We start from the raw sequence: 12,846 nt of genomic DNA on the forward strand, positions 1-12,846 counted from the left end.
CCTTCTCATCGTGGGCCCCCGAGTCGGGACCCGCTCCCGACGCTAGGTCCGATTCCGGTCGGAAAGCGTCCGCAATCCGCTCACGCCTTCTTCTGCAGGTTCTCCGCGATCGCCGCAAGCGAGCCGTCGAGCGCCTCCTGCATCCCCGGGAACTCCGAGGTGGTGTGGATGGTGAGCTCGACGCCGTCGTCGGTCAGTTTGAGCGACCCGTGGTAGTCGTGCGGGCCGGGAGCCGACCAGGTCACCTCGCGGGCCGCGCGGTCCACGTCGAACTCGGCCTCGGAGGTGACGGTCTCGTCGGTGCCGTCCTGGTCGGCATCGACGTGGGCGGTGGTCTCCACCTTGCCGTCGGGAAGCTCGTGGGCCTCCGTCATGCGCGGGAAGTAGGCGGGCAGGTTCTCCGGGTCGGCGATGTAGTCGAAGTACTCGTCGGCGTCTCCGTCGAGCGGACGGGTCGCGGTGTAAGTGGGCATGCCGTGACGCTACGACCGGAAATCGGGTACCGGGAGGCGTTGACGCGGGGCGCTCGCGGGTGTCGCGGTGGGTGGGGGCAACGGCCGGCTGATGCTGGCTAGAGGCGTGCCGGCGCCGCTCGTCGCCTGTTCGCGGTGAGACGGATCGCGCAGTGCAGATACGCGGCAGCGATCACCAGGGACACGAGAGCACTCGCCCACACAGCCAGGGGCGGCTGCTCTGCCAGGACGGACAGGGAACCGATCGTCTGCACGAAGAACCAGGCCGAGAGGACGAAACCGGCCGGTGCATCGGCCGTCACGCGCCACCACGTTCGTGGGGCGTCGGACTCGTTCTCGCCACGAAACATCCGCGTGAGAACCAGCACCATGACCAGGATGATCGCGCTGCTCGCGACGACACCCCACCCGGCCCGCGCGATGGGCTCGACGGCGATGCCTGCGAGGACCGCCAGCGCGTACCCGATCAGGATCAGGATCGCTTTGGTCGCACCGTTGCGGACTCGCATGGGGTCAGCTCACGACCGCGTACTCGTAGTAGTTGCAGTAGGTGAAGCCGCAGTTGTAGAAGGTCGCCTTGACGCGCTTCTGTTGGTAATGGGCGCTGCTGACAGCGTCGCGAAGCCGCGCACCTCCTGGGCACAAGAGAGTGGTCATGTAGTTGAGTCCGGGGATGAGGTTACAGATCGCGCCCATCGTCTGGTAGGTGTTCCACATCCGCTCGACGTCCGCCCGCGAGTACGTGTATGTCGTCGTGACGACTGAGGGGTCGGCGACGACGGGGAAGGCGGATCCGGCGTCGAAATCGACAACCTGAGTCAACGTGCTGCCCGACGCCTCGTAGTGCGTGGGGATCGTGTTCCCTCGCGAATCTCTTGCCCATGGCGCGGCGATCTCCGCAACGAATGAACTGTCGGAGTTGGCAGCGGTCACCGACCCATCGGCGTTCACTCTCAGATTCGTGCCGCCGTTCAGCTCGATCGAGTACGTGTAGGAGTGCGGGGCCGATGCGTCCTCGATGACGGTGTTGATCCGCACGCCTCCATCATCGCCGATGACCGGAACCGTGGCGGACCCGTTGTGATTGTCGAACACCACTACGCCGGGAATCGCGGAATTCAGCGCCTCACTGGCCTGCTCCGCGAAAGGAAGAGCGATTCGCAGCCGACCTTCCTCGTCGCCGATCTGGACGCCGTCCTGGGCGTCGACGGGCACGGTCATAGCCACCCCGTCCACGTACGATGCCACGGACGTCGTCGGGGATGACGACGACCCCGCCACCCCGGCGAGCGTTTCTGGTGCCACCTGTCGGATGGCGGCGATAGCAGCCGAGATGCTCGACTCCGATGTGTCGACCGGTGCAAAAGCCGTGAGCATCCCGCCTACCGCGAACGCCCCGACCAGGAGGGTCAAGGTCTTCAGATGCCTGCGCATAGTCGGCCTCCTTGTTCACCTTTGAACAGAAGTCGCTCGATCGCCGACGGCCCCGTCGAGCGACTGCCGACAGCTTCATGCGATCCCTGTGTCCGGTCCGTTGGACCGGTGCCCAAAGCGTAGAGAGAGCGCCCGCTACCGGCTACAGCTCATGCCGGGATTACGTACACATAGTCGGAAACTTCAGCCTCCGAACACCCCAGCATCAGTAGCCCCCGTGCCGCACGGGTGGGCGCGCAAGGGAACGGCCCCCGCTCCGGAGAGCAGGGGCCGTTCCGTGCGTGCAGTGGCGCGCGCTCAGCCTCGGTCGCCGGCCGCCGCCGTGCGCGTGCGGCGACGGAGCAGCATCCCGGCGCCCGCGAGCAGCAGGGCCAGCGCCGCGATGATCGCCGACCCGCTGAGGTCGGAACCGGTGGAGGCGAGCGTGGAGGCGCCCGTGCCGCCGGTGGCCGCGACGGCGGTCACGTCGGTCGCTGCGGCGACGATCGTGAAGGGGGCCGAGGCGACCACGGTCCCGCCGATCGACGCCGTGATGGTGTGGGCGCCCGCAGCGACGTTCGGGACGGCGAAGGTGAAGCTCAGCGTCCCGTCCGGGCCGGCCGTCGCGCTGCCCAGGAGGACCGGTGTCGAGTTGAACACGAAGCTGACCGCGGTGCCGGGCGTGAGGTGCGCAGCCGTGACGGTGATCCGGTCGCCGACCGTCCCGGCGCCGACGGAGAGCGTCAGTGCGGGCGCCGGGGTGTTCACCGGCGGCACGCCCTGCTCGCCGAGCTTGAGGTCGCAGGAGACGCGGCCGCTGTAGAGCGCGTGGCCCTCGGTCGCGCTGCCGGGACCGGTGCCGTAGACGCCGTCGTCGGCCCAGACGGCCTCCTTGGTGCCGCCGACGCAGGTCGAGCTCGGCGCCAGGGCGAAGCCCTCCAGGTTGTCGACCGGCAGGCCGGCCGGCTTGCTGTAGGCGACGTCGGGGACGACGGCGCCGGTGGAGCTCACCTTGAGCACCGTCGAGACGACGCCGCAGGTGTTGTCGCACAGGGCCCAGATGCGCTGCGTGTCGGCGTCGAACGCCGCATCCATGACGTGTCCCATGCCCGTGTCGGCCACGGCGACGCGGTGGAAGGTGCTGTCGGAGTTGAGCGCGTAGGCGTAGAGCTTGCCGTCGTTCTCGAGGGCGGCGAAGTAGAGCCCGGTGCCGTGCTTCGGGTAGTCGGCGGGCCGGTAGGTCTTCCCGGTCGACTGGTCGACGAAGCCGTTGGCCGTCAGGTAGCGGTCGGGCACGAAGGTGACGCCCTCGAAGCCGAGGTTCGCCTCGGTCTTGCTGCCCGCGTGCAGCTCCGGGAACTCGGCCGTCAGGTTCCACTGCTGCGTCGCGACGAGCTGTGTTCCCGGCTGGGTCGGGTCGATGCGCAGGATGGAGTTGAGCGGGATGGTGTTGGCGGCGTTGTTGCGCTCGGTGGTGACGTAGAGCGCGCCGTCGGGGCCGACCGTCAGACCTTCGGAGTCGGGCTGGTTGGTCGCGGTGTCGGTGCTGCCCGGGAAGAAGATCTGCTTGCCCGCGCCCCAGCCGTTCGTCGTGTCGGCGACCCACAGGCCGTCCTGCTTCACCATCCGGAACACCCAGCTCTTGTTCTTGACGCTGTAGAGCACGTTCGCGTTCGTCGGGTCGAAGACGAGCCCGCTGACGTCGCGGCCCTCGGGACCGGTCGTCGTCGTCCACGCGCACTGCTTGTCCGAGACGGTGACGTCGGCGCTGCCCGGCCACGCGGCCGGGGTCAGGGCGGTGCCGGGAAGGGTGCCGGTGCCCGAGGGCGCCTCGGGCTGGCAGTCGAGGGTGGGGGTGCCGCCGGTGCCGCCGTCGGCGGGGTTTGTCAGCGGGTTCTTGCACGCGTCGGCGTTGGAGGCGCCGAAGCTCTTGTCCTTCACGGAGACGAAGGCGCCGGTGCCGTCCGGGCAGCGCGCGAACGCGCCCGCGCCGAAGTTGTTGCCCTCGTCGGTGCCCGCCTCGCCGGCCGTGTAGTCGACCGAGTCGACGAGCGTGCCGGCGGTGCCGTTCGCGCCGTCCGGAAGGTACAGCTTCACACTGTCGCCGCCGCTGCCGAGGCCCTTGGTGGAGGAGAAGTACACGTAGCCGTGGGCCGGGACGACCGTCGTCGCGGTGCCGTCGGCCAGCTTCGCCGAGAACGTGGTCGCCGCGCTCGCCGCGCCGCTGTCGATCTGCAGCCAACCCGCGATGCTCACGTCGGTGGAGCCGGTGTTGGCGAGCTCGATCGCGTCGCCGACCGGGGTGGCGCCGTTGTCGGACGAGACCTCGTTGATGCGGATGCTCGCCCAGTCGGGGGTCGTGCCTCCGTCGGCCGGGGCGAAGCGGCTCTTCCCCGGCGAGCCGATGTTGCCGGCCGTGGACGTCCAGGAACCCTCCGCGTCCCCGGTCGCGGCGAGCTGCCACTGCGACGCGTCGTTCGCACCGAGCGCGGCAGCGGTCTTCGGGATGCCGGCGACGCCCTGGGTGCGCGGACCCTTCACGGTGCCGGTGCCCTGGTCGTTGTAAGTCAGCCGGTCGACGAGGTTCGCGACCGGGTCGGACCCGTCGAAGATGTTGATCTCGTCGGCCCGGCCCAGCCCGGTGGTGTTGTCCGCCAGGACCTTCACGTCGGCGCCGAGGCCCCACTCGCTGCGGAACGCCGCATCCGACAGCTCGGTGACGACGGCGGACTGGCCCACCGCCAGCGTGCCGAGGCTGTCCAGCGGCACCGTGCCGGGCGTGCGGCTGTCGTCGTCGAACGACCAGCCGGCGAGGCTCACGGGAGCCGACCCGAGGTTGGTGATCTCGAAGAACTCGCCCGCACCGGTCAGCGGGTTGTACATCCACTCGGTGATGCGGACGGAAGGGGCGTCGGCGGCGCTCGCCGCGGCAGGGATCGCGATGGCGAGAGCGCCGGCGACGGCGGTCGCGGCGAGGGCCGCGACGGCACGGGAGAGGTGAGGTCTCATGGGACCGGACGCTATCGACGCGCGCAGTACGAAAGGCAAAGCACCGGTGAACGGAGAGAGAACGCCCGTGATTCGCGAGAGGTGAGTTGTTGCGGGTGACGCGGCGGCTCCACCCGCAACAACTCACCTCTCGCGGGAGGTTTTCCCAACGTCCGCGCGGCGATACCCTTCCCACGTGACAGAGGGCGAGGCGGGTCGGCGGGAGCGGGGAGCGGGCGCGCGCCTCGCGGCCTGGCTGCGCCGGCATGACCCGGGGTTCAACGCGCTGCGCCGCGCGGGCCGGGCGGCGATCGTCATGCCGCTGCTGTTCCTCCTGGGCGGGCGGGTGCTCGGGAGTCCGGATGTCGCGCTGTTCGGGGCGTTCGGCACGTTCGCGATGCTGCTGTTCGTCGACTTCGGCGGCCCGCTGCGCGAGCGGGTGCAGGCGCAGGTGGCGCTCGCCGTGGCGGGCGCGGTGCTCGTGTGTTTGGGCACGATCGCGTCGGATCCGGCGTGGCTGTCCGCCGCCGCGATGGCGGTGGTCGCCCTCGTGGTGCTGTTCGCGGGGTCGGTGAGCTCGGTGACCGCATCGGCCGGCACGTCCCTGCTGCTGGCGTTCATCCTCCCGGTCATGGTGCCCGGCACGATCGCGACCCTGGGCCCGCGACTGCTCGGGTGGGGGATCGCGGCGGTCGTCAGCATCGTGGCGATCACGGTGCTGTGGCCGGCGCCGACCCGGGAGCCGCTGCGCGGGCCGGCCGCCGACGCCTGCCGCGCCCTCGCCGCCCGGTTGCGGGCCGAGACGGCCTACCTGCTGAGCGGCGACGATCCGGACCTGCTGGCGGAGCGCGACCGCACGCGGGCGGTGGGGGATGACGCCGTCGCCTCGCTGCACGCGACCTTCCTCGCGACGCCGTACCGCCCGACGGGGCTCAGCACCCCGGCCCGGACGATCGTCCGCCTGGTGGACGAGCTCACCTGGCTGAACGCGGTCATCGCGCAGTTCGACCGGCTCGGCCAGGCGCCGTCGGGCGTGCCCGAGCCCATCCACGAGGCCGCGTGGACGGTGAAGAACGCCGCGGCCGACGTGCTCGACGAGAGCGCGATCGTGCTGGCGGAGCACGCGGGCGACCCGGCGGCACTGGAGGATGCCCTCCGGCGGCTCGCCGGCGCACGGGCGCAGGTGGAGGCGGCGATGCTGACCCATCCGCCGACCCGGCGCAGCGACACGGCAGGCCAGGGCGGGGGCGAGCGCGGCGACGAGGCCGGTGACGGCGGCTGGATGATCACCGCGCTCGACCCGGGATTCCGGGCCCAGGAGCTGGCCTACGCGGTCGCGACGGTGGCGGGCAACATCTCGCTCACGGCCCGCGCGGAGCGGCGCACGTGGTGGCAGCGGATGCTCGGCCGCCAGCCCGGCGACCTGCGCGGACCCGTGGTCGCCGCGGCCGAGCGAGCCAGCGGTTTCGTCGGGTGGAACTCGGTCTGGCTGCGCAACAGCATCCGCGGTGCGATCGGACTCGGCCTGGCGGTGCTGCTGGCCAAGCTGACCGGGGTGGAGCACGCGTTCTGGGTGGTGCTCGGCACGCTCTCGGTGCTCCGCTCGAACGCGCTGAGCACCGGCCAGACCGCGCTGCGAGGTGTGCTCGGGACGGTCGTGGGCGTGATCGTCGGCGCCGGCGCCCTGTTCGTGATCGGCGGCAACCCGGTCGTGCTCTGGATCGTGCTGCCGGTCGCGATCCTGATCGCGGGGGTCGCGCCGGCGGCGATCTCGTTCGCGGCGGGGCAGGCGGCCTTCACGATCGTGATCGTGCTCCTCTTCAACATCATCGCGCCGACGGGCTGGGTCGTGGGGCTCAGCCGCATCGAGGACGTCGCGCTGGGCTGCGCGGTCAGCCTGGTCGTCGGCCTGCTGTTCTGGCCGCGCGGCGCCTCCGCATCCCTCCGCAGCGCCCTCGCCGACGCCTACCGCGAGGGGCTGCGGTATCTGCGCACCGTGGTCGACGCGGGGGTCGGGGAGGGAGCGCGCCGGGACGAGCGCGAGACCACCCGGGTGCAGTCGCTGCGCGCGGCGGCCGCCTCGCGTCGCCTCGACGACGCGTTCCGCACCTACCTCGCCGAGCGCGGCACCAAGCGCCGGCCGCTCGCCGAGGTGTCGGCGTCGGTCACGGGGGTCGCCGGTGTGCGGCTCGCGGGCGACGCCATCCTGGAGCTCTGGGACGGGCAGGAGGTCGCCGGCGGCGGCACGGCCGAGGCGGGCCGGGTGCTCGATGCATCGGTCGCGCGCCTCGAACGCTGGTACGGCGAGCTGGCGACGCAGCTGGCCGCGCGGGAGCCCCTCCCGCAGCCGGCGCCGAAGGATCCGTCCGCACCCGCGCGCCTCGCGGACGCGGTGGCCGACGACCTCGAGTCGGGATCCGCCGACGCGATGGGCACCGCGGTGCGCGTCATCTGGACCGCGGACTACCTGGAGGTCGTCCGTCGCCTGCAGAGCGCGATCGTGCCGCAAGCCCGCGTGCTGCGCGACGACACTCCGCGCCGGGCGTCGGAACGGGCCTGACAGTGCCAGACTGTCGATGCACCCTCCCGCGTTTCGACAGCCCGTACAGTCGACGGGCTGGTCGCCCCGCCTAGCATCGCCGTGACCTGATCGAGGAGTGATAGCCATGAGCAGCATCGAACGTGACGTCGTCATCATCGGCGCTGGTGCGTCCGGCCTGACGGCCGCGACCGACCTGAAGAAGGCGGGCCTGACCGTCGCCGTCCTGGAGGCGCGCGACCGCGTCGGCGGCCGGCTGTGGACGGACGACATCGACGGGGCGACCCTCGAGATCGGCGGGCAGTGGGTGTCGCCGGACCAGGACGCCCTCATCGACACGCTGGCGGAGCTGGGCCTGGAGACCTACTCCCGCTACCGCGAGGGCATCAACGTCTACCTCGGCGAGGGCGGCGAGCGCCGCACCTTCGAGGGCGAGATCTTCCCGGTCGCGCCGACCACCGAGCGCGAGATCGTGAGCCTCATCGACCGGCTCGACGCGCTCGTCGCCGAGATCGACCCCGACCGGCCGTGGGACCACCCGCAGGCCAAGGAGCTCGACGAGATCTCGTTCCGCCGCTGGCTGGAGACGCAGACTGAGGACGAGGAGGCGCGGCGCAACATCGGCATGTTCATCGCCGGCGCCATGCTCACCAAGCCCGCCCACGCCTTCTCCGCGCTGCAGGCGCTGCTGATGGCCGCGAGCGCCGGCAGCTTCTCGCACCTCGTCGACGCCGACTTCATCCTGGACAAGCGCGTCAAGGGCGGCCTGCAGCAGGTTCCGATCCTGCTCGCCGAGCGCCTCGGCGACGACGTCTTCCTGAACGCACCGGTGCGCACGCTGCGCTGGAGCGACGAGGGCGTCACCGCGATCGCCGACGGCGTGGAGGTGCGCGCCCGCCGCGTCATCCTCGCCGTCCCGCCGGTGCTGATCAGCCGCATCTCGTACGAGCCGCCGCTCCCGCGCCGCCAGCAGCAGATGCACCAGCACCTGTCGATGGGCTTCGTGATCAAGGTGCACGCCGTCTACGAGACGCCGTTCTGGCGCGAGGACGGCCTCTCCGGCACGGCCTTCAGCCCGTACGAGCTCGTGCACGAGGCGTACGACAACAGCTACCACGGCGACCCGCGGGGCACGCTCGTCGGCTTCGTCTCGGACGAGGCGGCGGACGACGTCTTCCGTCAGTCGCCCGAGGAGCGCAAGGCGCGCATCCTCGAGTCCCTGTCGCACTACTACGGCGAGAAGGCCCTGAGCCCCGTCGTCTACTACGAGAGCGACTGGGGCAGCGAGGAGTGGACGCGCGGCGCCTACGCCGCCAGCTTCGACATGGGCGGCCTGGCCCGCTACGGCTCCGACCTGCGTGCGCCGGTCGGCCCGGTGCACTTCTCGTGCAGCGACATGGCCGGTCGCGGCTACCAGCACGTGGACGGCGCGATCCGCGTCGGGCACGAGACGGCGGACGCGATCATCGCGTCGCTCGCACCTGCAGGAGCCGCTTCGGCCTCCTGACCCCAGACGGCGTGCGGCCAGTCGTGGATGGCCGCACGCACCTTCTCCGTGCGGAGAGACGAACGGGCCGGCTCGGTGAGCCGGCCCGTTCCGTCGCTTCGGGAGGGTGTGCGCGGTGCGCGGAGCGCGGATCATCCGGTGGGATGACCCGGTCGCGCCTCGCGGCCGACGTGGCCGCCTCCTCCCGGAACCTACGTTGGGCTCATCACCCACCTACCGGAGGAGCTCACCCGTGCCCTGGATCGACGTCTCCGTCGCCGCCCTGCTGCTCGCCGCCCTGATCGTGGGCGTCGCCACCCGCCGGCGCCGCGCGCTCCCCGTCCTCGTGGTCGGATCGGCGGCGCTCCTGCTGCTCGTCGTCGCGTTCGTGCTGGAGGGTGCGCGGCCGCAGCTGATCGTCGAGGCGGTGGCCGCCGTCGTGGTGGCCGGCGTCGTGTTGTGGTCGCGCTCCGGGAGGACGCCCCGGCTCGCGGTCGCGGGCGCGACCCTCGTGGCGCTCGGCGTGGCCGGGACCGCCGGCGCCGCGTGGGCCCTCCCGCCGATGTCGGTGCCGACGCCGAGCGGGCCGCACGCGGTGGGCGTCGCCACCCACGTGTGGACGGATCCCTCCCGGGATGCGCACGGCGGGACCGCGCCCGGACAGGTGCGCTCCCTTCCCGTCACCGTCTGGTACCCGGCCGCCCACTCCGGCCCGGGCTCGGCGTACCTCCCGAACGCTGCGTCCGCGGCAGCGCTCACCGGTGCGCTGGCGCAGCAGTACGGGATGCCGCCGCTCCTCTTCGACAGCCTGAACCGCGCGCGGAGCACGGCGACCGAGAAGGCGTCGCCCGCGGACGGCTCCTTCCCCGTGGTCATCGCCTCGCCGGGGTTCAACAGCACCCGCTGGTTCTTCACCTCCTGGGCGGAGGAGCTCGCGAGCAACGGCATCGTCGTGATCGCGCTCGACCATCCGTACGACGCCGCGGCGACCGAGCTCGCCGACGGTTCCATCGCGTACGACGACCTGCGGACCACGGGCGACGACGCGGCCGACCAGGCCCTCGCCGACCAGTGGGCGGGAATCCGGGCCGCCGACATCCGCGCGGTCATCGACACGCTGGAGGGATCGGCCTCCGACGCCCCCGAGCTGGCGGCTGCCGACCGGACGAGGATCATCGCCGCGGGGCACTCCGCGGGCGGGGCGGCGGCGATCGAAGCCGCCCGGCTGGACCGCCGCATCACGGGGGTCGTCGACATCGACGGGATGCCGCGCTCGCCCGCGGGCACCCGGCTCGCCCAGCCGCTGCTCGCCGTCGTGGCGGGGGACATGCCCGCGAACCCGGACTACGAGCGGGCGCTGAGCAGCCTGCTCGCAGATCGCAACGGCGCCCGGGTCACGCTCGACGGCGTCGCCCACCTCGGCATGATCGACGCCGGGCGCCTGATCGGGCCGGTGCCGGGGCTCACCGGGGCGAACGGGCCGGAGGGGGCCCGCCTCGCGGCGGAGGCGACCCTCCTGCTGATGAAGGCCGTCGACACCGGCACGCCGATCGACACCCGGGCCCTCGGCGAGCTGGGTGCCGTCGGGAAGTAGCGGCGCGGGCTACACGGCGGGGTCTGCGGCGGCTCGGTCCGCGGCCGCGGTGTCCGTCACGGCGTCCTCCGTGGAGCCCTCCTCGGTGTCGCCCGCGCGATGCGAGCGGACGAAGCCGAACACGACGAACGCGGCGGCGATCGCGGTGAGGACGAGTCCGCCGAGGGTGGCGGCCCCCTGGAACTCCGCGACCTGCCGGCCGGTCCAGCCGGAGGCGGTGATGCTCCCGGTGAACAGGGCGGCGAGGATGGTGCCGGCGACCGCGATGCCGACGCCGTTCGCGACCTCCGTCGTGGTGTCGGTGAGTGCCGCGCCGATCGTGGTGCGGTTCTTCGGCAGGCCGCTCAGCACGTTGATCGCGGCGACGACGCCGATCATCCGGAGTCCCGCGGCGACGAGCGCGAGGGCGATCGCGACGAAGACGTAGCCGAGGCTGTTGAAGACCGCGTAGACGGCGAGCCCGGCGACGACGGCCGCGGCGCTCATCCACGCCGCGCGCCGGATGCCGACGCGCTCGACGAACGGGTTCACGAACGGGCCGAGCGCGAGGAGCACGACAACCTGGGGCAGCATCCCGAGCGCGGCCAGCGCCGGAGGCCAGCCCCACGCGAGCTGGAGCTGCAGGGTCACGAGGTAGCTCAGGCCCGCGGTCGCGAGGCCGGCCGCCGCCTTGAACGCCAGACCGCTGGAGACGAGCGGGCGCGCGAGGAGGCCGAGGTCGAGGAGGGGATGCCGGGCGGAGCGCTCCCGCAGGACGAACAGCGCCGCCGCGACGATGGCCGCCGCCGTCATCGCCCACGGCATCCACGATCCGGCGCCGTCGTCGACGAACATCGTCGGCGCGACCAGGGCGAAGACGATCGTCGCGGTGGCCAGCAGCGCGCCCGGGATGTCGAGCGGGTCGCGGTGCAGCTCGGCGGGGTCGTCCGCGGCGATGCCGGCCCGGATGCCGATGATCGCGAGCACCGCGATCGGCACGTTGATCAGCAGCAGCACCTGCCACGGGGCGACGGCCAGCACGAGACCGCCGACGGTCGGGCCGATCGCGAGGCCCACCAGGCCGACCGTCGAGATGAGCGTGATCGCGCGGACTCGCAGGCTCTCCTGGTCGAACAGTCGGAAGGCGAGCGCCATCGATCCGGGCGTGGTCATCGCGGCGGCGATGCCCATCACGGCGCGCACGGCGATCAGCTGCTCCGCCGTCGTGACGAAGGCCGTCGCCAGGCTCGCGATGGCGAGGAGCACCAGGCCGATGAGCATCACCCGGCGACGCCCGAACCGGTCGGCGATCGCGCCGAACAGGAGCATCAGGCCGCCGAAGACCACCGCGTAGCTGCCGGTCACCCACTGCAGCGCGGTCGTCGAGGAGTGCAGCTCGCGGCCGATCGTGGGCAGGGCGACGTTCAGGATGGAGTTGTCGAGCATCTCGAAGAGGAAGATCGCGGAGAGGCCGGCGAGGGCCATCCACGAGCCGCGGAGAGACGGAGTCGAACGCTGTTCGTTGTTCACAAACACTGTTCTACTCTCCGAACACTGTTCGAGTCAAGCTAGGATAGGGCAATGGCCTCCCCTCAGCAGCGTCGTGCGGCCCGGCACGCCACCAGCGACACCCCGAACGCCGCCCGCAAGGCGCCCATCACGGTGGAGCGGATCACTGACGCCGCGCTCGAGATCGTCGCCGCCCAGGGCTACGACGCCCTGACCATGCGCAGCGTCGCCGCGCGGCTCGAGACCGGCCCGGCCTCCCTGTACGCGCACGTGGTCAACAAGGCCGACCTCGACGAGCTCGTCATCGGGCGCCTCTGCAGCCGGATCGACCTCCCGGAGCCCGTCCCCGCCGCCTGGCGCGAGCAGATCGCCGACGTCTGCGTGCAGCTCCGCGACCAGTACCTCGCCTACCCGGGCATCTCCCGCGCCGCCCTGGCGATGGACGTGACCGACCTCGACGTGCTGCGCGTCAACGAGGGGATGCTCGCTATCCTGATCGCCGGCGGCATCGCCCCGCAGGTGGCGACGTGGACCATCGACGCGCTCTTCCTCTACGTCGGCGCCTACGCGATGGACCTCGCGGTCGCCGGCACCGGCTCCGGCACCGTGGACCGCCGCCTCGACGCCGACGACCGCAGTGACCTGATCGCCCGCTTCGCGGCGCTCCCCGAGGACCGCTTCCCGCACATCCGCCGCTACGCGACCGAGCTCACCGCGGGCACCGAGCACGAGCGCTTCGACTTCACGCTCGGGCTGATTCTGGGGAATCTCGCCGGGGCGTGACCCTGGCTTTGCCGCACCGAATGTGAAACGCTGAATTTCAGACCCGGCTGATGGCGGTCGGTGTCGGAAAGGCGAACGATGC

Annotated in this window: 9 protein-coding genes; 4 read left to right on the forward strand and 5 right to left on the reverse strand. The window is 71.8% G+C overall.

Annotated elements, in window-relative coordinates; translation table 11 throughout:
* Nucleotides 1-80: 80 nt before the first annotated feature.
* From BGO91_RS11295 to BGO91_RS11310, 4 genes are all read right to left on the reverse strand, one after another.
* Nucleotides 81-473, reverse strand: coding sequence for an SRPBCC family protein (locus BGO91_RS11295; RefSeq protein WP_290472857.1), 393 nt, complete (start codon nt 471-473; stop codon nt 81-83).
* 98 nt (nt 474-571) lie between these two features.
* Nucleotides 572-982, reverse strand: a complete 411-nt coding sequence (locus tag BGO91_RS11300; protein ID WP_290472858.1) for a hypothetical protein — start codon at nt 980-982, stop codon at nt 572-574.
* 4 nt (nt 983-986) lie between these two features.
* Complete coding sequence (locus BGO91_RS11305) at nt 987-1,907, reverse strand: hypothetical protein (RefSeq protein ID WP_290472859.1); 921 nt, start codon at nt 1,905-1,907, stop codon at nt 987-989.
* A gap of 297 nt (nt 1,908-2,204) precedes the next feature.
* The gene (locus tag BGO91_RS11310) at nt 2,205-4,895 is read right to left on the reverse strand and encodes a lamin tail domain-containing protein (RefSeq protein ID WP_290472860.1); all 2,691 of its coding nucleotides are present in this window, start codon (nt 4,893-4,895) and stop codon (nt 2,205-2,207) included.
* A gap of 175 nt (nt 4,896-5,070) precedes the next feature.
* Between BGO91_RS11310 and BGO91_RS11315 the strand changes: the two genes are divergently transcribed.
* The 3 genes from BGO91_RS11315 (at nt 5,071) to BGO91_RS11325 (ending at nt 10,493) form a co-directional block, all read left to right on the forward strand.
* Nucleotides 5,071-7,434 (forward strand): FUSC family protein, encoded by a 2,364-nt coding sequence (locus BGO91_RS11315; protein WP_290472861.1) that lies wholly within the window; start codon nt 5,071-5,073, stop codon nt 7,432-7,434.
* Nucleotides 7,435-7,540: 106 nt separating this feature from the next.
* Entirely contained in the window at nt 7,541-8,920 is a 1,380-nt protein-coding gene (locus tag BGO91_RS11320) for an NAD(P)/FAD-dependent oxidoreductase (protein WP_290472862.1), read from the forward strand.
* Nucleotides 8,921-9,152: 232 nt separating this feature from the next.
* Nucleotides 9,153-10,493, forward strand: coding sequence for an alpha/beta fold hydrolase (locus BGO91_RS11325; RefSeq protein WP_290472863.1), 1,341 nt, complete (start codon nt 9,153-9,155; stop codon nt 10,491-10,493).
* Between the two features lie 9 nt (nt 10,494-10,502).
* Here BGO91_RS11325 and BGO91_RS11330 read toward each other — a convergent pair whose 3' ends face one another.
* Nucleotides 10,503-12,002: an MFS transporter gene (locus BGO91_RS11330; protein ID WP_366925296.1), complete on the reverse strand. Its 1,500-nt coding sequence runs from the start codon at nt 12,000-12,002 to the stop codon at nt 10,503-10,505.
* 51 nt (nt 12,003-12,053) lie between these two features.
* Between BGO91_RS11330 and BGO91_RS11335 the strand changes: the two genes are divergently transcribed.
* Nucleotides 12,054-12,764, forward strand: a complete 711-nt coding sequence (locus BGO91_RS11335) for a TetR/AcrR family transcriptional regulator (protein WP_290472864.1) — start codon at nt 12,054-12,056, stop codon at nt 12,762-12,764.
* Nucleotides 12,765-12,846: the final 82 nt, after the last annotated feature.

It is taken from the genome of Leifsonia sp. 71-9 (genome assembly GCF_001898805.1).
GTDB lineage: Bacteria > Actinomycetota > Actinomycetes > Actinomycetales > Microbacteriaceae > Leifsonia.

What these genes read in the sequence shown, in the direction of transcription:
- BGO91_RS11320 (WP_290472862.1), top strand. Translation starts at nt 7,541, where the DNA reads ATGAGCAGCATCGAACGTGACGTCGTCATCATCGGCGCTGGTGCGTCC.
- BGO91_RS11335 (WP_290472864.1), top strand. Translation starts at nt 12,054, where the DNA reads ATGGCCTCCCCTCAGCAGCGTCGTGCGGCCCGGCACGCCACCAGCGAC.
- BGO91_RS11295 (WP_290472857.1), bottom strand. Translation starts at nt 473, where the DNA reads ATGCCCACTTACACCGCGACCCGTCCGCTCGACGGAGACGCCGACGAG.
- BGO91_RS11310 (WP_290472860.1), bottom strand. Translation starts at nt 4,895, where the DNA reads ATGAGACCTCACCTCTCCCGTGCCGTCGCGGCCCTCGCCGCGACCGCC.
- BGO91_RS11305 (WP_290472859.1), bottom strand. Translation starts at nt 1,907, where the DNA reads ATGCGCAGGCATCTGAAGACCTTGACCCTCCTGGTCGGGGCGTTCGCG.
- BGO91_RS11300 (WP_290472858.1), bottom strand. Translation starts at nt 982, where the DNA reads ATGCGAGTCCGCAACGGTGCGACCAAAGCGATCCTGATCCTGATCGGG.